We start from the raw sequence: 18,040 nt of genomic DNA on the forward strand, positions 1-18,040 counted from the left end.
GTGTCGTGGGCTAGCGCTGTGTCTCCTGCTCCGGCTGCGCCTGATCCCCCATGAGTTCGTCGAGGGTCGCGTCATTCGGCACCGGCACCATACGGACGGCGCGGGCCGACGCAGTACCCGACTCGAGCGCGGCACTGATGAGCGCGTAGAAACTCTCCTCGTCGGGATTCTCAGCCATCTCCGCGGCGGCGTCGGCTGCGGCGCGGTAGGTGTCCGCCAGCCTCGGGCGGTGCCAGACGAGCGGGCCGAGGGCACGACGCTCACCGTCGGTCGCGTCCTCCGGGATCTCCCACCGGTCGAAACCGTCGGCGATCTCGCCGATCGCCTCCGCGATCGCGCGGTAGTCCTCTGCCGTGAGGTCGGGCAGTCCCGAGCCCGGAAGCGGCGGATTCCCCAACGGGAGGAGTTCGATCGCCCGGGAGAACGCCTCGTTGTCAAGGGTCGTATCCCCCTGCGCGAGCCTCATGAATTCGACGTACGGGGTGACGACGGTGTCCTCGTCGACCTCGGGCGCGGCCTCGAATGCCCCGCACACCGGTACCGCCTCGAACGTCTCACGCTGCTTCCCCTCGAGATTCCCGGCGTAGGTGAAGAACGCCTCGACACCCTCGACGGCCCCCTCGTCCGCCATCGGCGGGAACTCCTCCTGCGTGGTCAACTGCTCCTGGATCGTCATGTCCGGCGTCGTGTCGACCGCCGCGTCGATGAGTTTCCTGGCGGTGTCGTACTGTTCGGTCTCGTCTCCCTCGGCATCACCGTCCACCGACTTCAGCGCATCCTGCGCCTCGACCAGGTAGGAGTGGGTTCCGGAGAGGAGCGGGCCACCGTCGGCGTCGATCCGCGCGGCGGCGAGACTGTAGTAGGCGTTGCAGAGGACACCGATGACGGTGTCCCCGCCACCGGTGGCCGCGGCGACGGCCGGGGAATCATCGCCGCTGTCCGGCGTCGAACACGCGGTGAGCGCCAGGACCGCGACCGACACCGCCGCCACGCGGGACCGGAGCGCCCTCCCGCTCGAACGACGTGGTGACATGGCTGGTTGAGGTGAAGTTGTCATGCGGTCCAGTGTGACCGTCACCGGGCCGGGCGGCAACCGCCGTCCCCGATCAGGGCCACCACGCCGAGGGGCAGGCGGGGTGTTGGCCAGCGGTGACGAGCTTGCGGCACATCCCGGCGGGATCCTCCGCTGTGACGAGTTCCTCACCGATGACGACGGCGTCCGCCCCGGAACCGGCGTAGCTCATCAGGTCCCGGGTCGTGCGAACCCCGGACAAGGCGACCCGGATCGTCCCGCGCGGCAGTCCGGGGGCTATCTCGGCGAAGGCCTCCCGATTGATGGTGAGCGTCCGCAGGTCACGGGCGTTGACACCGACGACCCGGGCGCCGGCCTGAATGGCGCGTGAGGCCTCCTCGGGGCTCCGTACCTCGACCATCGCGGTCATGCCCAACGACTGCACCCGGTCCAGCAGCGACTCCAGGCGGGGCTGATCCAGGGCACTGACGAGCAACGGAACCATGTCGACCCCGTAGTAGCGGGCCTCGTGGATCTGATAGGGGTCGATGATGAAGTCACGGCACATGACCGGCACCCCCACGGCGCTACGCACCGCACGGACGTCCTCCAGGGACCCGTGGAAACGCCTCCGCTCCGTCTGACAGCCGATCAGACGGGCACCACCCGCCTCGAACGCGCACGCCAGCTCCGCGGGTGACTCGATGAGCGCGATGGGTCCACGGACGGGATTGGCGCGCTTCAGCTCGGCGATCACCCCGCAGCCCGGCTTCGTCAACGCCGCGATGGCGTCGCGGGCGGGTTCGACGTCACGGGACCGTGCCTTCATCTCCGCGAACGGAACGACGGCCTCACGCGCGGCGACGTCCTCGACGACGCCGGCGATGATCTGGTCGAAAACCGTGGTCATGTCTGATCCGTCCGCCTGCGGTCCACCCGACGGGGCCTCCCGCCGCTGTTCAGGCACCAGGCTAATGGCTGTCCCGCTGTCCGGTGAAATTGGTGAGGTCCGCACAAGGATCGCCCGCACCCGGGATCACCCCCGTCACGGCGGAACCGACCATACGTCACCGTGCCGGGGCACCCCCGCCGTCCCCGTCCCGCCGATCCGTCGGATCGATGTCCGCGTCGAGTGCGTCCCAGAGCACCCTCCCGGAATCCGGGGACCTCTCGAGATCGTCCTCCAACCGTGCCAGCCTGGCACCGGGGGTGACGTAGCGGCTCGACACCGTCCCCGTTCGACCGCCGGGCCGCAGGACGAGGAGGACTCCCCCGACCAGGGCAAGGGCACAACCGAGGAAAGCCACGACAGGTCCGGCGACGTGCACGTCGAGTCCGGTGACCGTCGCCCAGTCACTCAACGTCACCGGGGAATCCGCCTTCTGCGTCGCCGCTCCCGAGGTGAGCAGCTTCCGGGCCCGCTCCGGGTCCGGGGTTCCGGCGAGCAACGACAGCGGAGCCCAGCTCGCACCGACCGCCGCCAGCGCGGTCAGACCACCGACGCCCCTCCGCGCGTTGCTCCGCAGGGCGAGGGCCCCGAGGGTGCCGGCGACGAGGACCAGTGCGATCACGGTGACCTCGGAGGCCCACACCGCACCCGGCAGACCCCGGACCGCGTCACCCGACTTGTCGTCGAAGGCCGTGACGGTCACCCACCGCAACCGGGAGGACAGCCACAGGAGCACCGCCCCCGCACCGACGCCCAGTGCCGCCACGCGGGGGAGTCGTCCCGCCGTCACAGCAGTTCGTCCGCGTCGAAGCAGGTGCGGTCACCGGTGTGGCACGCACCACCGGTCTGCCGCACGGTCACCAGGACGGTGTCCCCGTCACAGTCCAGCCGCACGCCGGTGACCTCCTGGACGTGTCCCGAGGTCAGGCCCTTGATCCAGTACTCCCCCCGGGAGCGGGAGTAGTAGGTCCCCCGGCGGGTCGCCAGGGTGTACGCCAGGGCGTGGGTGTCCATCCACGCGAGCATCAGCACCTCGCCACCGCCGTCCTCCTGGACGACCGCGGGCAGGAGTCCCGAATCGTTGAGTTTCAGCCTGTCCGCGATCGCGGGATCCAGATCGAACAGGGCGGGGTCGTCGGCCGGGTCCTGTGCGGGGGGCATCGTCGCGGTCATCGGCGCACCTCACATCCGGCGTCGGCGAGAGCGTCCTTGACCTCACCGATGGTGATCTCCCGGAAGTGGAAGATCGTCGCCGCCAGCACCGCATCGGCACCGGCGGCGACCGCCGGTGGGAAGTGCTCCACGGAGCCGGCGCCACCGGAGGCGATCACCGGGACCGACACCGCGGAGCGGACGGCCCGGAGCAGTTCGAGGTCGAAGCCGTCGCGGGTGCCGTCACCGTCCATGGAGTTCAGCAGGATCTCCCCCACACCGAGCTCCTCACCGCGCCGGGCCCACTCGATCGCGTCGATCCCGGCGGACCGGGAACCACCGTGGGTGGTCACCTCGAAGCCGGAGGGCTGGGGAGTTCCCCCCTCGGGGACGCGGCGGGCGTCGACGGACAGGACGATGCACTGCGCGCCGAAGCGTTCGGACAGTTCACGGAGGAGTTCCGGGCGGGCGATGGCCGAGGTGTTGACGCTCACCTTGTCCGCCCCCGCGCGCAACAGCTGGTCGACGTCCTCGACGGAGCGCACCCCGCCGCCGACGGTCAGGGGGATGAAGACCTGTTCCGCGGTACGTCGCACCACATCGAGCATCGTGCCCCTGCCGTCCTTCGACGCGGAGACATCGAGAAACGTCAGCTCGTCGGCTCCCTCCGCGTCATAGCGGGCGGCGAGTTCCACGGGATCCCCCGCATCACGGAGATTGGTGAAGTTGACGCCTTTGACGACACGGCCGTCGGCCACGTCCAGGCAGGGAATGATACGGACAGCTACGGACAAGTTCCGTCCGCCTCCTTCTCAGGTCGGGTGAAGCGTTGTTCAACGGTCGATGCCGAGGGTCTCACTGATCGTACCGAGGATCACGTCGTGCACGCCCTTCGCCCCGGCGACGACACCGAAGGAACCCGGGTGCCAGTCGGCTCCGGCGAGATCGGTCACCACTCCCCCCGCCGCGCGGACGAGCAGGACACCGGCGGCGTTGTCCCAGACATGGGGACTGAACGTGACCGTTCCCCCGAAGATCCCGGCTGCGGTGAAGGCGAGATCCAGGCCGACGGATCCGGTCACCCTGAGCCTGGGGTGCTTGGCGCCCAGCCGGTCGAGGAGTTCATGACGCGCCGAGGTCGGGAAGGTCGAGTGCGCGGGTGAGATGATCGAACCGAATCCGATGTGGCTCATCCACGGATCGCGCTCGGTGACGGGCCGTCGGGGCCGCCCGTTGCACATCAGCGGCGAGCCGGTGTACGCGGTGAAGCGCTGGCCCGTCGCGGGTTGGGAGGTCAGCGCACAGACCGGCTGCCCGTCGACCAGCAGGCTCAGCAGGAAGGCGCACATCGGGTTGCCTGCCGCGAAATTGGAGGTTCCGTCGACGGGGTCGACGACCCAGACGGCCCCGTCTCCGAGTTCTCCCCCGGTCTCCTCCCCGAACACCGGGATACCGGTGAGAAGGGTCAGCTGCTGCCGGACGGTGCTCTCGACGGCAAGGTCGACCTCCGTGGCGATGTCCCCCTTCCCCTTCTCCACGACGGCGGCCGCACCGAGGGAGGAGCGGATCATCCGCTCCGCGTCATCGGCGACGGCCTCGGCGACGGCGAGCAGTCCGCGTGCGTCCAGATCACCGGACACGGTCAGTCGCGTCCCGTCCGTGCTCCACCGGACACCGCGTCGAGGGCCTCCCCGAGGGTGAACCGCCCCTCGTAGAGGGCCTTGCCGATGATGACCGAATCAATCCCCTCCTCGACGTAGGGCACCAGCCCGGTTACGTCCGCGAGTTCGGCGATCCCGCCCGAGGCGGTGACCGGGGCGTCGGTCGCCGCGGCGACGTCACGCAGGAGTTCGACGTTGGGACCGGTCAGCGTACCGTCCCGGGAGACGTCGGTGACGACGAACCGGCTGCACCCCGCGCGGTCGAAACGTTCGAGGATCTCCCACAGGTCGCCGCCGTCCGAGACCCAGCCGCGTCCCCGGGTGCGCCACTGGCCGTCGATGAGACGGACGTCCAGACCGATGGCGACACGGTCCCCGTGGGTGGAGATGACCTTCTCCGCCCAGTCGGGGTTCTCCAGGGCGGCGGTGCCGATGTTGACCCGTCGTGCCCCCGTGGCCAGTGCACGGTCGAGTGACGCGTCATCGCGGATACCGCCGGTCAGTTCGACGTCGATGTCGAGTTTCCCCACGACCTCCGCCATCATCCCGTGGTTGGATCCCCGCCCGAAGGCGGCGTCGAGGTCCACGAAATGGAGCCACCGCGCACCCTGCGACTGCCAGTTCAACGCGGCGTCGAGGGGACTGCCGTAGCTCTTCTCACTGCCGGCCTCCCCCTGGTGCAGGCGGACGGCCCTACCGTCCACGACGTCGACTGCGGGCAGAAGTGTCAGACTCATGGGGCCAATCCTAGCGGTGCCGGGACGGCGGTGTGTCACCCCCGTCGGTGGATGGACGGTCAGAGTGTCCTGACCCAGTTGCGCAACAGCTCGGCACCCGCGTCACCGGATTTCTCCGGATGGAACTGGGTGGCCCACAACGGGCCGTTCTCCACCGCGGCGAGGAACCGGTCCCCGTCATGCTCGGCCCAGGTGAGGGCGGGTGGGGTGAGGATGTCGTCCTCCGGCAGATCCCAGCTGCGCACGGCGTAGGAGTGGACGAAGTAGAAACGCTCATCGCCGATCCCCCGGAACATCTCCGAGTCCCCCGGGGCATCGACCGTGTTCCATCCCATGTGCGGCAGGATGTCCGCCTCCAGCTTCTCGACCCGCCCGGGCCATTCCCCGCATCCCTCGGCGGCGATCCCGTGTTCGACCCCGCGCTCGAAGAGAATCTGCATGCCCACGCAGATTCCCAGCACCGGGCGGGACCCCGCCAGCCGTTCACCGATGAGTCGGGCGCCGTGCACGGCACGCAGTCCCTCCATGCACGCGGCGAAGGCGCCGACACCGGGGACGAGGAGCCCGTCCGCGGCGAGCACGGTCTTCGGGTCGCTGGTCACGGTGACCTCGGCGCCGACCCGTTCAACGGCACGGTGCGCGGAACGGAGGTTCCCCGACCCGTAGTCGAGGAGGGCGACGGTGGGTTTCCTGCGGCTGTTCATCTGCTGCTCCCGGTGGTGTCGGTGTCTCTGTCGGTTTCGGTGCCGGTGCCGGTCTCGGTCTCGGTGCGCCCGGGTGTGTGGGGCGTGGTCCCCGCGCCATCCGGGCCTCCCGGTGTGGCCGTGTCCGTGCCACCCCGACCGAGATCCACCGGGGTGATCGACGCCTTCTTCACGGGCCGGGACGGACCGGGGGCCCGGGCCGGTCGGGGGAACGGAGTTCGGAGAGACGTCGGCGTTCCATCTCCCGGGCCTCCTGACGGGCGCGTTCTATGTGTGCCTGTGCCTCCTGCCGGGCGCGCTCGACGTGGGCGCGGGCGTCCGCCCGGATCTCCCGGACCTGAATCTTGTACTCACGCTGGTCGGATTTCCGCTCGGCCTTCAGTGCACGGCGCTCGGCGGCCTCGGCACGCAGCTCGGCGTTGAACTCCTCCCGGCTCATGCCCTCCGGGCGACGCCGGACGTGCGGGCGGGGGGTGCTCTTCGCGAGAAGCTCGGCGACGTGCACCGGCTTCATGCCCGCACGACCGATCGCCCGGGCACTCCGGACGGCGGTGCGGGCCATCGGGACCCGGCGCAGGGTCGCCCGGGTGTTGTTGTGCTCCGCGATCCGGTGGCGTCCCATGGTCCGGTCCGCGAGGACGACGGCGAGTCCGAGGAGGACGAGCCCCGCGGCAGTCCCGAAGGATCCGGAGTAGGCGGCGCGTGCCGCGACGACACCGAGGACGACCGAGCCGAGGCCGGTACCGGAGTCGAAGGCGATGTTCCACATCGCCGACGCTTCGGTGACCTTGGAGCGGGGCAGCCGGGCGAACATCATCAGCAGGGCCTCGTTCTGGACGGCACCGAAACCTGCACCGAACAGCAGAGCGGAGATGAGCAGCAGCCACGGGTTCAGCCCGAGGGCGAGGACGAGGGTGGCGAGCGCCAGACCCGCGACACCGGAGACGAGCGACGGGACGACCAGTCGACCGGCCTCACCGCGCCGGTCCGCGATGATGCCGGCACCGTAGCGGCTGAGCATCTGGGATCCGCCGACGACCGCGAGAACGAGTCCACCGACGACGGCTCCGCTGGCCGGGTCGAGGTCCTTGACCGCCGCGGGGAGGAAGGAGGAGATCGCACCGTAGCCCATGGCGATCGTCGCGATCGCCAGTGCGGGAACGGTGATGAGCTTCCAGGTCGCCACCGAGTAACCGGTCTCCGTGACCGAGCCCGTTCCCCGCAGGGATTCCCGCTTCTCCGGTGAGAGTCGTGGAAGGGACCAGCACAGTGCCGTGGCACCGACCCCGATGACGGAGGAGATGATGTAGACGGCGGTGAAACCGATGGTCTCGGCGAGATAGAGACCGGTGGGGAGGAAGAGCATCTGGAGGAGCCCGACGACGAGCCCCAGTGCACCGGAGGCCTTACCGAGGAACCTGCGGGCCACGAGTTCCGCCATGAGCGCGGACTGGGCGACGGTCAGTGCACCGAAGCCGACCCCCCGGATCGCGGAGATGGTCAGCACCGGGACCGCGTCCACCGAGAACACGTACAGCGCCGAGGGCACACACAGCAGGAAGGCCGAGACGACCATGACGGGGATGTACCCGAACCTCCGCAGTGCCCTCGGCGTGAACATCTGTGTGAGGACGGTGCCCGCCATGAACACACCCGTGACGGAACCGGCGAGACTGTCCGATCCCCCCGAACTGATCACCGCGAGCGGGACCACCGGAAGCATCAGCGACCAGGAGGCGAAGGCGAAGGCGACGGCGATCAACGTCGTCTTCAGCGCCGGACTGCTCCACATGTTGTCGAGCTTCTCGAGTTCATCGCGTGACAGCAGCCGCGCCGAAGTCTTCACCTATCTAACCCACCTCTCCCAGTAGCCACAGCAGCGCCGCGGTGAATGCCACGGCCGCCGCCAGAGCGCCGATGAATGTCATGACCCGGTTCTCGGCCTGGTAGGCCGCCCAGGTTCCGCCGACCAACAGGCCCGCGACGATGAACAGCAGGTAGATGAACCAGTGTGCGGATCCGTCCTGCTGCCCGGCTGCCACTTTAACAAGCTCCGACATCGCTTACAGAGACCCCTTGGTGGACGGGATACCGGTGACCCGGGGATCGGATTCCGTGGCGGCACGCAGGGCCCGGGCGACGGCCTTGTACTCGGCCTCGGTGATGTGGTGCGGATCGCGGCCGTAGTGGCAGCGGACGTGCAGGGCGATCTGTGCGTTGAACGCCAGGGTCTCGAAGAAGTGACGGTTGATGACGGTGGCGTAGTGCCCGCCGATCACGGCGGTGACCATCTGGTCCGGTTCCCCGTCCATGACGAAGTAGGGACGACCGGACACGTCCACGATCGCCTCGCACAGGGTCTCGTCCATCGGCAACTGGCAGGAACCGAACCGGCGGATACCGGACTTGTCCCCCAGTGCCTCCCGGAGTGCCCCGCCCAACACGATGGCCGTGTCCTCGACGGTGTGGTGCGCATCGACCTCGATGTCCCCGGAGGCGTGGACGGTGAGATCGAAGCTGCCGTGGGTGCCGAAGGCGGTGAGCATGTGGTCGAAGAACGGCAGGCCGGTGCTGATCTCGCAGTTGCCTGTGCCGTCCAGGTCGATCTCCACCGCGATGGTCGATTCTCGGGTGGCACGCTCGACGCGGGCCCGCCGGGAGCTGCCGGATCGCGCGGATTCGTTGGTGGTGGTGTGGTTCAGGTCAGCCATGGGTGGTCGTCTCGTTCCTCGTGGTTCGGTGCTGGAAGTCGGATGTTCTCAGGGGGTGGATGTGCCGTCCGGGGTGATGCCGGTGGTTGCGGCGATGTCCCGGGCTGCGGCGATGAAGGCGTCGTTCTCCGCGTCCAGGCCGATCGTGGCACGGAGGCGGTGCGGCACACCGACGTCGCGGATGAGAACCCCGGCGTCGAGGAAACGGCGCCAGACGTCGGCCGCGTCATCGAAGTGCCCGAAGAAGATGAAGTTCGACCGGCTGGGCACGACGTCGTACCCGATCTCCTCCAGGGCGGCGACCACGCGGTCACGTTCAGCGGCTATCCGGGCGACGGTCGCGAGCGTGTCCTCCGAGTGCCTCAGCGCGACGATCGCCGCGGCCTGGGACAGTGTGGACAGGTGGTACGGCAGCCGGACGAGCATGACCGCCTCGATGAAGGCGGGGGCCGCGACGAAGTAACCGAGCCGCCCGCCCGCGAAATCGAAGGCCTTGCTCATCGTCCGGGAGACCACGATCCGGGCGGGGAACTCCTCGATGAGTTCCACGGCGGAGGGCCCGTCGTTGAACTCGGCGTAGGCCTCGTCGACGATGACGATGCCGGGGGCGACCTCCGCGATCCGGCGGATGTCGTCCAGGGAGGTCACGTCCCCGGTGGGGTTGTTCGGGGTGGTCACGAACACGACGTCGGGCCGGAGCCGCTCGATCTCCGCGAGGGCGAGGTCCGTGTCGATGCTGAAATCGGCGCCGCGTTCGCAGCGGAGGAACTCGGTGTGCGTACCCGTCGACAGGATGGGGTGCATCGAGTAACTGGGGACGAAGCCCAGGGCCGTGCGGCCCGGGCCGCCGAAGGCCTGGAGCAGCTGTTGGAGCACTTCGTTGGAGCCGTTGGCGGCCCAGAGGTTGTCCCGGGTGACGGCGACACCGGTCTGCGCCGAGATGTACGCGGCGAGGTGGTCGCGCAGTTCGACGCAGTCACGTTCGGGGTAGCGGTTCAGATCCCCGGCGAGCCGGCGTACGGTCTCGACGAGTTCCCCGACGAGCGCGTCCGACGGCGGGTACGGGTTCTCGTTGGTGTTCAGCCGGACGGGGACGTCGAGCTGAGGCGCACCGTAGGCGTGTTCGCCGCGCAGTGCCTCCCGGAGGGGCAGGTCCGCGAGCGTGGTGGAAGCGGCGAGTGGTGTGGTGGCGTCGGTCATCGGTTGTCCTCGGTGGTTGATTCGGTGGGGAGGTTCTCGAAGCGGGCGCGGATGGCCTCACCGTGGGCGGGCAGGTCCTCGGCGTCGGCGAGGGCGACGACGGTGTCCGACACGCCCTTGAGCGCGGATTCGTCGTAGTCGATGAGGTGCACGGCCTTGAGGAAGGTGCGGGTGTTCAGCCCGGATGAGTGGCGGGCAGTCCCCGAGGTGGGCAGGACGTGGTTGGAGCCGGCGGAGTAGTCACCGAGCGGGACGGGGGCGTACGGGCCGACGAAGATCGCTCCGGCGTTCCGGATGCGGCGGGCGACACCGGCCGCGTCCCTGGTGTGGATCTCCAGGTGTTCGGCGCCGTAGGCGTCGACGACGCGGATGCCGGTCTCGAGGTCGTCGACGAGGATGATCCCGGACTGGGGCCCGGTCAACGCCTGTGCGACCCGGTCGGCGTTGCGGGTCACCCCGTAGCGGGCGGCGACCTCCCGGTCGACGGCTTCGGCGAGTTCCCGGGAATCGGTGACCAGGACACTCGCCGCCATGACGTCGTGCTCCGCCTGGCTGATCAGGTCGTAGGCCAGATGGACCGGGTCAGCGGTGTCATCGGCGAGGACGGCGATCTCCGTCGGTCCGGCCTCCGAGTCGATTCCGACGACGGAGCGGCACAGTCGCTTGGCCGCGGTGACGAAGATGTTGCCCGGGCCGGTGATCATGTCCACGGGTGCCAGGTCCGCAGCCTCCTCATCGCCGTACGCGAGCAGTGCGACCGCCTGTGCACCACCGACGGCCCACACCTCGTCGACGCCGAGCAGTGCGCAGGCCGCCAGGATGGTGGGGTGCGGCCAGCCGCCGTGGTCGACCTGCGGGGGCGAGGCGACGACGAGGGTGTCGACGCCCGCCTCCTGCGCGGGGATCACGTTCATGAGGACGCTGGACGGGTAGACGGCGTTTCCACCGGGTACGTAGAGGCCGACCCGTTCGACGGGGATGAAGCGTTCCTCGACGGTCCCGCCCGGGGTGAGTTCGACGGTGTGCCCCTCGGGGACCTGGGCGCGGTGGACCTTCCGGATCCTGCTGATGGACTCCTCCAGCGCGGCCTTCACCTGAGGGTCGAGGGTGTCCACCGCGGCACGAATGACCCCGGCGGGAACCCGGACGCCGTCCGGTGTGACCCCGTCGAACTTCTGTCCGTGGGCCAGGGCAGCGGCGGCACCGTTGGCACGGACGTCGGCGACCAGCGGCGCGACGACGTCGAGGACCGAGTCCACGTCCGTGCCGCCCCTGGGCAGGGTCCTCCGCAGATGGCTGACGGTCGGGTTCTGGCCGGTGAGGTCGGTGAGCGTGAGCATGGGCATTCCTGCATCATCCCGTCGTGTGTCTGCGTGGGTGGTGGCACCACGGTCATCTCGTTCCGTACCCCGTCCCGACCGCATGTGACTGCGGGAGAGCACGGGAGGGCACGGGAGACGGTGGCGCCGTCTGCGGTCATTGTATTCTGCCCCGGTTCCGGCCACCGCAGGGGGACACCGGAGCCCGGCGGGGACGGGTGGCACCCGCGTATATTGGCGGAGAGGTCCGGGAGCGGTCCCGGAGACCGTACGGTGCACACGGTGAGGAGTGAAGCGGATCATGGGCGACCACAGCGGGGGTCAGTCGGGGCCGTCGCGGGTCGACATGGACGACGTGGCTGCGGCCGTCACGGCCTGCGGCTACCGGTTTCTCCGTGGTCCCGGACGCCTGCTCCTGCCGTGGGAGGCGCACCGGGTCCTCATCCACGTGGGCAGGGCCGACGCCCGGGTACTGATCGCGGAGACGGAGCTGCGCCGCACTCTCGATCTCTCCGAGATCAACGCGCTGGCGCGCACGATCACCGCCTGGAACGCCGGGCGGATCAACCCGACCGCGCTGCTGAGCGTCACCGATTCGGGTGAGGTCTCGGTCCGGTTCCGGGTGTCACTGCCCGTCGACGCGGGGGCCACGGAGGAGCAGCTCCGGTCATTCATCCGCTCCGCCATGCAGGCCACGGAGCTCGCGGTCGACCACATGCTCAACGAGTTCCCGGGTTTGCGGACGGGTGGTGGGACGGAGCCCGCCGAGGACGTACTCGATGTGGAGGCACTTCACCGGCCGTTCCCGTCGCGGACCGCGGGGAACGGACCTGACGACGGACACGAGGGAGCGGAGATCATGGCGGAACCGGACGAACCGGGTGAACCGACGGAGGACCGCGACATCAGTGACGGGGTCAATTCGAACGCCGGCGGTGACATCGATCTCCCGGACCCGGATTCCCCCACCCCGGTCGATCTCGCCCGGCTCGAGTCCACCCTGGAGGATCTCGGCATCCACGGCATGCACAGGGGTGAGAGCTGGCTGGCGACGACGGTCAACCGGGTCCTCATCGGGTTGCACCTGGACAACGGGCCGTCGCTGATTCTCCGTGGCCTCTGGGACCCTGATCTTGATCCGGAACAGGACTTCATGCGGCTCTTCCTGTGCTGCAACACCTGGAACGAGAGGTCCGCACTGACGAAGGCCTACTGCCACACCGACGATGACGGGCTCCAGGTGCGGGTGGAGATGTCTGTCCCGACCGTTGCCGGATTGACGCCGACCCAGCTCCGGCACACCGTGTCCCTCGGGTTGCGTCGTGTCCTGTTGGCGGTGGGGTCGATCAGTGAGGACGTCACCGGGGACTCGGTGGTCGATTGGCCGGAGGACTGATCCCGTGCCGTCCTCCGCCGCCGACCGCGATCCCCTCTCCGGAGGTGTCCCGGGCGACGCGTCCGAGTTGTTCTCCGACGGCTGCGACACCGTGTTCTCCGGGGAGACACCACCCGGCAGAATCAACCGGGGGCTGCGGTTGACCCTTCTCCGGGTCCTCGGTTCCGCGCCGTTGCGTGTCCTGGGCCGTCGCCGGCGGGACTCGGCAGGACCGGTGCGCCCGCCCGCTCTCGGTACCGTCGCATCGATGTTGGGGGATCTCGGTGTCCGCTGCGCCGTGCTGTCCGACCGCGTCACCGTCGCCTGGCCGAGCGTCCGGGGGGAATTCCTGATCATCAGGGACAACGGTGGACTGCACCTCGTTTTCCGGGGACGTCTCCGGGGTCGGACGGGCGTGGAGCAGCTTCCCGTCCTCCAGGACGCACTGGCTCTCGGTGGGGAGCGTTCCCTGGCGGTGTGCTTCTATCCGGCGGTGGCGGCGGACGCGACACTCAGCGTCCGTTTCCACACGGCGGTGTGCGTGGACGCGGGAATCACCGACGATCAGCTCCACGTGTTCCTCGAACGTGCACTGGTCCTCGTGCTCTCGGGGTGTCTCACCCTCATCGCGGAACTACCGGCCCTCGCCGGCCCCCGGGTCGACCATCCGGAGCTGCTCCGGGCCGACGCCGTGGAGGCCACCCAGCCGGTCGAGGGGATGGTCGTCCCCCCTGTTCCGGTCACCTCGGACGACGTTTCACCGGATGTTCCGGAGCCACTCGACATGTACCGGCTGCGGCTCATCCTCGAACGGCTCCGGGCGGACGTGCAACCGCATCCCCGGTTCCGGGCCCTCGCGCTCACGGTCGACGGTGTCGACGTACATGTCACGGTCGACGGTTCCGGCACGGCCCCCACCGGTGATCTCATCGTGATGTCCCGGTGGGAGGTTCCCACGACGAGGACCGCCACCGACGTGTTCGGGGAGGCGGCGTTGGCGTGTGCGGCCTTCGACCGCCGGTGCCCCACCGTGAACGTGCGGGCGGCGCTCGTGGAGGGGGCGTCCGGGGCCGGAGGGGAACGGGTGGTGGTGTGTGCGGTGGTGCTGTTCCCGGTCTCTCCCGGTGCGAGCGACGCCCAACTGGTCGCGGCACTCGACTGCGGCATCACCGGTGTCGTTGAGGCGGTCACCGTGGTCCGTGAGGTGCTGACCGGGTGCGGTTAGACGGCACTTCCCGGGATCGTGGGGACCGGGTCCCCGGTACCTTCTTCGGGCACCGGTGAGCGTCCGGGTCTGATGAGCACCGCCGCGGACCAGTACGTGAGCAGGGCGAGGTAGGGGGCGATGACGACACCCCAGTGCAGGGTCACCTGGGGAACGAAGGCGTACTCCTCACCTATCTCCAGCGCGTCGCCGGCGGGTACCGGATGGACGAGATGTGCCACGACGTCACTGATCCCGACGATGGTGAAGGCGCCGAGAAGCGAGCAGAACGTCACCCACGCGAGCATCCTGGGTCCGAGGAGTTCGGGGGCCCGGAAGAACGCGATCAGTGCGACGACGATCGCGAGGATCGAACTGCCGGTGATCATCCCCAGCCAGGTGTCGAATTCCTGCGACCCCGGAGACACGAGGATCACGGAGGCGTCCTCCATGACGCGACCGGTGTAGACCGGCCGGAGTCCCCCGGAGAGCACGCCCGCGACCAGCGCCAGGATGAGGGAGAGCGCGAGGATCCCGGCGTAGGAACCGGTGGCTCTGCTCACCCGGGGCAGGTGACGGAACACCGGCCGACCGGACGTCCCGGAGACCGGGGCCCGGTGGCTACACGGAGGTGCGGCCCCCTCCGGCACGTCCGGTGGACCGTCAACGACGTCAGGATGGTTCATGGACGTCCAATCTACGCGGAAGGCACCGACGGATCCCAGTCCGCTTCCCCCGTGCGGTCATCCCCGCCGGGACAGGCTTCAGCGCTGGACGAGATAAGCCGAGTCGACGCGGCCGTGACGTGAACACACCGCGTCCCATCCGTCGGGGCGTACCTGCACGACCATGCGACGACCGCAGATCTGGCAGTACCGGGGGGCCTCCAGCCCGGCGCGTGCGGAGGGCGACAACCGTATCTCCTCCCCCTCGCTGATGCACTGACCGGTGTTGGGGTGGTAGATCGGCGCGGCACCCGTCATGAGCGCCTCCAGAAGGTCGTTGTTGTCCGCTGCGCGGGCCATGGCTCCAGGTCTCCGGGTTCTCTTCTAGCAGGTGGAGTTCAGTGCCTTGATCGGCAGCCGAAGTTTACCCATCATCTCGAGGTCCTGCTCCTGTGGGCGTCCCAGGGTGGTGAGGTAGTTGCCCACGATGATGGCGTTGATGCCCCCGAGGAGTCCCTGTTCCGCGCCCAGGTCGCCGAGGGTCAGTTCGCGACCACCCGCGAAACGCAGGATCGTCTTCGGCAGCGCGAGACGGAACGCACCGATCGCGCGCAGCGCATCCTGGGCGGGCATGACCTCGTAGTCCGCGAACGGGGTTCCGGGGCGCGGATCGAGGAAATTCATCGGCACCTCCGTCGGATCGAGGGCCGCGAGGTCCTGGGCGAACTCGGCACGCTGTTCGAGTGTCTCACCCATGCCGAGAATTCCGCCGCAGCAGACCTCCATGCCCGCCTCCTTGACCATCCTGAGGGTGTCCCGGCGGGTCTCCCAGGAGTGGGTCGTGACAACCTGCGGGAAGAAGGACCGGGCGGTCTCCAGGTTGTGGTTGTAGCGGTGCACGCCGGCGGCGGCGAGACGGTCGACCTGTTCCTGCGTGAGGATCCCCACGGAGGCCGCGACCTCGATGTCCACCTCCGATTTGATCGCGGCGACGGCCTGCTCCAGCTGTGAGAGGAGGCGCTCGTCCGGTCCCTTGACGGCGGCGACGATGCAGAACTCGGTGGCTCCCGTCTTCTGGGTCTGTTTCGCGGCTTCGACGAGTGCGGGGATGTCGAGCCACGCGGAGCGGACGGGGGACTCGAAGAGTCCGGACTGCGAGCAGAAGTGGCAGTCCTCCGGGCACCCGCCGGTCTTCAGGGAGATGATGCCCTCCATCTCCACCTCTTCACCGCACCACTTCAGCCGGACCTGGTGGGCGAGTTCGAGCAGCTCCGGCAACCGGTCGTCCGGTAGCTTCAGCACGGCGAGAGTCTCGTCCCCGTCGAGGCCGACCCCACCGTCGAGGACCTTCTTCCGGGCGACCTCGAGAATGTCGTCCTGCGCTCGCTCGGACACGTCATTGCCGATGGTTGCCTTGGTCATGGGTCGGTCCTCCTGGGGGATGGGCTCCGGACGGGGTTCCGGGGCCTCGTCAAGCTCGGGCTGGTTGTTGTCGGAGAACCAGGTTACCGGCCCGGCTGAACAGTGTTCAAGAAACCGTCGCGGCAGTTCCCCGACTGACCCGATCCGGGGGTACACTCCACCACGAACACACAGGCATGAGAGAACCCCGCCCGGGGAACCCCTGAGGGCCCGGACGGGGTTTCGGCGGATGGCCGCCGAAGACACCGTGTCCCCGGACAACACAACCGTCGCCGGACGGAAGCACGGTGCACCGCGACCGTCAGTCGCACAGCTTCCAGGCGCCGCCTTCCTTCATGAAGCGCATGGTTCCGGTGTCGACACGGTCACCGGCACTGGCGGTCACCGTAGCGGAGGCCGTGTTCCCCTCGACCATGATGTCGGTGACACTCTTGACCTCGGCCTTCCGGCCCTGCAGCTCAGGGATCAGCTCCATCGGGATGTCCGGAAGTTCGTTCAGGTCATAGGCCTCACGCCCACCGTTCGCCTGGAGCGAGACACTGCACGTGTTGTCGAGGATGTTGCTCAGGTAACCCCGCAACGTCGGCGCCCACGCGACCCGCCGGACGAGATCCTCGATCGCCTGCGCCTCCTCGGGGTTCGCCGGGCGACCACCCTGAACCGGAGCAGCGGGCTTCGGGGAGGGCAGGTTCGCGGCCGCCGCGGCGATCGCCGCAGCCTGGTCCTGCTGCGGAGCCGGGGCGGGAGCCGTCACGCTGGTCTCCTCCGACGTCGGCGCCGGGGACTCCTCGGACTCGGTGGACGTGGTGCTGCTCGTCGTGGAAGTGGAGGTCTCGGTCGATGTGGACGTCGTCGTGGACGTGGAGGGGGACGTGGACGTCGTGGATGACGTTGATGACGTGGACTCGGACGCAGCATCCTCCCCGTTCGAACCACACGCCACCATGCCCATGGAGAGCGGGGCGATCAGTGCGGCTGCTGCAATGGTCTTCTTCGCGAGACTGAGACTCGGCACGGGTGGTACTCCTGACTAATTCTGTTGACGGCACGGAGAAAACTCCGCCCCCTGATCTGATGTTTCACAAGTTCTAGCGCCTCCACCCTAACAACCGCATCCCAGATTGCCCGTTGTTTTTCCTTAAACTTGGGCAATCTTTGACTGACCATCAGATGTGCGGCACCGAAGGGAGGCCCCTCCGTGGAGCAAACTTACTGCGCCCTCCCACGGGCATCCACCCTGCAGCGGACGGGGCGACACCCCGGACACTCCCCCGTCGCCCGTCGCCGCCGTCGGCGGCTATCGTGGCGGTGTGCAGTTGTCCCGTGAGTCCATCATCAGCGCCAGCCTAGAGATCGCAGACACCTACGGACTGGCGGACATGACCATGCGCCGGGTGGCCCGTCACCTCGGTGTCGCGCCCGGCGCACTGTACTGGCATTTCCCCAGTAAACAGGCGCTCATCGCCGCCATCGGACAATCCATCTGCGCCCCGGTTCTCGACGACGCCGCCGACGTCACGGACACCGACTCCGACACATGGGTGGAGGCGACCGTCGCGGTGTGCGACCGACTCCACCGTGCGCTCCTCGACCACCGGGACGGTGCGGAGATCGTCTCGGCCGCCCTGTCCGACGAAGATCTCAGGAACCGGCTGACCTCCGTGATCGCCACCGCCCTCGGCACCCGGAGCGACCTGGCCCCCGGAGAGTGCGGAACCGGGGCCGTCACACTCATGCACTTCATCATGGGGGCGACGCTCCACGAGCAGTCGGTGGCGGCCCTCCGTCTGGCGGAGGGCGTGGTCGAGAGCGGCGGGGAGGACGCGGACACCCGCGCGGAAGAGGCCGGCGCCGGGGAAACCACATTCCGGCGCGGGGTGGCGGTTGTGCTGAAGGGACTTGGCGCACCGCAGGCTATATGATTGCTCA

General features: G+C 68.7%; 20 protein-coding genes. 3 read left to right on the plus strand and 17 right to left on the minus strand.

Annotation, left to right across the window (positions count from 1 at the left end; translation table 11 throughout):
- Window positions 1–10 precede the first annotated feature (10 nt).
- The 13 genes from JIM94_RS05525 to hisD all read right to left on the minus strand — a co-directional run bounded on the left by JIM94_RS05525 (window position 11) and on the right by hisD (window position 11,466).
- Window positions 11–1,057, minus strand: coding sequence for a hypothetical protein (locus JIM94_RS05525; protein ID WP_200254337.1), 1,047 nt, complete (start codon window positions 1,055–1,057; stop codon window positions 11–13).
- A 49-nt stretch (window positions 1,058–1,106) separates the two neighbouring features.
- Window positions 1,107–1,922: an indole-3-glycerol phosphate synthase TrpC gene (gene trpC, locus JIM94_RS05530; protein WP_200254340.1), complete on the minus strand. Its 816-nt coding sequence runs from the start codon at window positions 1,920–1,922 to the stop codon at window positions 1,107–1,109.
- 157 nt (window positions 1,923–2,079) lie between these two features.
- A complete protein-coding gene (locus JIM94_RS05535) occupies window positions 2,080–2,751 on the minus strand; it encodes a TIGR02234 family membrane protein (RefSeq protein ID WP_200254342.1) in 672 nt (223 codons plus the stop codon).
- Window positions 2,748–3,122, minus strand: coding sequence for a phosphoribosyl-AMP cyclohydrolase (gene hisI / locus JIM94_RS05540; RefSeq protein WP_200254528.1), 375 nt, complete (start codon window positions 3,120–3,122; stop codon window positions 2,748–2,750). Before hisI ends, JIM94_RS05535 begins: the two co-directional genes overlap by 4 nt.
- Before the next feature lie 8 nt (window positions 3,123–3,130).
- On the minus strand, window positions 3,131–3,907 hold the full coding sequence (hisF, locus tag JIM94_RS05545; RefSeq protein WP_200254354.1) for an imidazole glycerol phosphate synthase subunit HisF: 777 nt from the start codon (window positions 3,905–3,907) through the stop codon (window positions 3,131–3,133).
- 39 nt (window positions 3,908–3,946) lie between these two features.
- Window positions 3,947–4,741: an inositol monophosphatase family protein gene (locus tag JIM94_RS05550; protein WP_200254530.1), complete on the minus strand. Its 795-nt coding sequence runs from the start codon at window positions 4,739–4,741 to the stop codon at window positions 3,947–3,949.
- Window positions 4,742–4,755: 14 nt separating this feature from the next.
- Window positions 4,756–5,511 carry a bifunctional 1-(5-phosphoribosyl)-5-((5-phosphoribosylamino)methylideneamino)imidazole-4-carboxamide isomerase/phosphoribosylanthranilate isomerase PriA gene (gene priA, locus JIM94_RS05555; RefSeq protein WP_200254356.1) on the minus strand — a complete coding sequence of 252 codons (756 nt, stop codon included), beginning with the start codon at window positions 5,509–5,511 and terminating at the stop codon, window positions 4,756–4,758.
- A 59-nt stretch (window positions 5,512–5,570) separates the two neighbouring features.
- Window positions 5,571–6,215, minus strand: a complete 645-nt coding sequence (gene hisH, locus JIM94_RS05560; RefSeq protein WP_200254358.1) for an imidazole glycerol phosphate synthase subunit HisH — start codon at window positions 6,213–6,215, stop codon at window positions 5,571–5,573.
- A gap of 169 nt (window positions 6,216–6,384) precedes the next feature.
- Window positions 6,385–8,061, minus strand: a complete 1,677-nt coding sequence (locus JIM94_RS05565; RefSeq protein WP_336296538.1) for an MFS transporter — start codon at window positions 8,059–8,061, stop codon at window positions 6,385–6,387.
- Between the two features lie 4 nt (window positions 8,062–8,065).
- The gene (locus JIM94_RS05570; RefSeq protein WP_200254360.1) at window positions 8,066–8,275 is read right to left on the minus strand and encodes a hypothetical protein; all 210 of its coding nucleotides are present in this window, start codon (window positions 8,273–8,275) and stop codon (window positions 8,066–8,068) included.
- A gap of 3 nt (window positions 8,276–8,278) precedes the next feature.
- Window positions 8,279–8,926, minus strand: a complete 648-nt coding sequence (gene hisB / locus JIM94_RS05575) for an imidazoleglycerol-phosphate dehydratase HisB (RefSeq protein ID WP_200254362.1) — start codon at window positions 8,924–8,926, stop codon at window positions 8,279–8,281.
- Window positions 8,927–8,974: 48 nt separating this feature from the next.
- A complete protein-coding gene (locus JIM94_RS05580; protein ID WP_200254364.1) occupies window positions 8,975–10,126 on the minus strand; it encodes a histidinol-phosphate transaminase in 1,152 nt (383 codons plus the stop codon).
- Window positions 10,123–11,466 (minus strand): histidinol dehydrogenase, encoded by a 1,344-nt coding sequence (hisD, locus tag JIM94_RS05585; protein ID WP_200254366.1) that lies wholly within the window; start codon window positions 11,464–11,466, stop codon window positions 10,123–10,125. Before hisD ends, JIM94_RS05580 begins: the two co-directional genes overlap by 4 nt.
- Window positions 11,467–11,746: 280 nt before the next feature.
- Between hisD and JIM94_RS05590 the strand changes: the two genes are divergently transcribed.
- Both JIM94_RS05590 and JIM94_RS05595 read left to right on the plus strand, forming a co-directional pair.
- Window positions 11,747–12,841: a YbjN domain-containing protein gene (locus tag JIM94_RS05590; RefSeq protein ID WP_200254368.1), complete on the plus strand. Its 1,095-nt coding sequence runs from the start codon at window positions 11,747–11,749 to the stop codon at window positions 12,839–12,841.
- Between the two features lie 4 nt (window positions 12,842–12,845).
- On the plus strand, window positions 12,846–14,045 hold the full coding sequence (locus JIM94_RS05595) for a hypothetical protein (RefSeq protein ID WP_200254370.1): 1,200 nt from the start codon (window positions 12,846–12,848) through the stop codon (window positions 14,043–14,045).
- Here JIM94_RS05595 and JIM94_RS05600 read toward each other — a convergent pair.
- The 4 genes from JIM94_RS05600 to JIM94_RS05615 all read right to left on the minus strand — a co-directional run bounded on the left by JIM94_RS05600 (window position 14,042) and on the right by JIM94_RS05615 (window position 17,126).
- Window positions 14,042–14,587 carry a hypothetical protein gene (locus JIM94_RS05600; RefSeq protein WP_248167073.1) on the minus strand — a complete coding sequence of 182 codons (546 nt, stop codon included), beginning with the start codon at window positions 14,585–14,587 and terminating at the stop codon, window positions 14,042–14,044. The genes JIM94_RS05595 and JIM94_RS05600 overlap by 4 nt on opposite strands.
- Window positions 14,588–14,788: 201 nt before the next feature.
- The gene (bsaP, locus tag JIM94_RS05605) at window positions 14,789–15,049 is read right to left on the minus strand and encodes a biotin synthase auxiliary protein BsaP (RefSeq protein WP_200254374.1); all 261 of its coding nucleotides are present in this window, start codon (window positions 15,047–15,049) and stop codon (window positions 14,789–14,791) included.
- A 24-nt stretch (window positions 15,050–15,073) separates the two neighbouring features.
- Window positions 15,074–16,111 carry a biotin synthase BioB gene (gene bioB / locus JIM94_RS05610; protein ID WP_200254376.1) on the minus strand — a complete coding sequence of 346 codons (1,038 nt, stop codon included), beginning with the start codon at window positions 16,109–16,111 and terminating at the stop codon, window positions 15,074–15,076.
- A gap of 301 nt (window positions 16,112–16,412) precedes the next feature.
- A complete protein-coding gene (locus tag JIM94_RS05615; protein ID WP_200254378.1) occupies window positions 16,413–17,126 on the minus strand; it encodes a hypothetical protein in 714 nt (237 codons plus the stop codon).
- Between the two features lie 295 nt (window positions 17,127–17,421).
- Between JIM94_RS05615 and JIM94_RS05620 the strand changes: the two genes are divergently transcribed.
- The gene (locus tag JIM94_RS05620; protein ID WP_200254380.1) at window positions 17,422–18,033 is read left to right on the plus strand and encodes a TetR/AcrR family transcriptional regulator; all 612 of its coding nucleotides are present in this window, start codon (window positions 17,422–17,424) and stop codon (window positions 18,031–18,033) included.
- The last annotated feature ends 7 nt before the right edge of the window (window positions 18,034–18,040 follow it).

Origin of the sequence: Corynebacterium pygosceleis (assembly GCF_016595275.2) — a bacterium.
GTDB lineage: Bacteria > Actinomycetota > Actinomycetes > Mycobacteriales > Mycobacteriaceae > Corynebacterium > Corynebacterium pygosceleis.